This window comes from Flexivirga sp. B27 (assembly GCF_052905685.1).
This window is the reverse complement of the sequence record NZ_JBPYUM010000013.1, coordinates 1-402: the sequence shown is the minus strand read 5'-3', so window position 1 is coordinate 402 and position 402 is coordinate 1. Positions and strand designations below refer to the sequence as shown.

At 68.9% G+C, this 402-nt stretch carries 1 protein-coding gene; it reads right to left on the bottom strand.

Features of this window, described 5'->3' with window-relative positions; genetic code table 11:
* Positions 1 to 298 (bottom strand): hypothetical protein (locus ACSZL9_RS19055; RefSeq protein WP_446667105.1); only part of this gene is annotated, 298 nt, incomplete at its 3' end.
* Between the last annotated feature and the right edge of the window lie 104 nt (positions 299 to 402).

Below are 402 nucleotides of genomic sequence, written 5' to 3'. Positions count from 1 at the left end.
CGAAGTCCTCCACCGGTGGCCGGATGGCCAGCTGCGCGTTGACCGACGAGCAACCACCGACGCCGAGGCCGCGCCAGTAGGGAGCCGGGCTCTGCTGCTCTGTGCGGGCGGCGTCCAAGCCCATCCACCACATGCCCGCGACTGCGGACCGGTCCAGCAAAGGAACCATCGGACTCGGCGAGCGCCACGCTTCGTGCAGCTCCGCAGAGCGATAGTCCCGTCCCGCTTCGAGCAGCAACACCCGTTTGCCCTTGCTCCGCCGAGCGCGCAGCCAGCGTCGCACCGGCAGACCCGGCACCGACCACGATGAGGTCCCACCCGTTGTTCGTCATACGCACGCTGCGCCCCCGTCTGATTGCCTGCCCGCCGAATCGTAGTGCAGTGCAGGCGGTTTCGGACGGT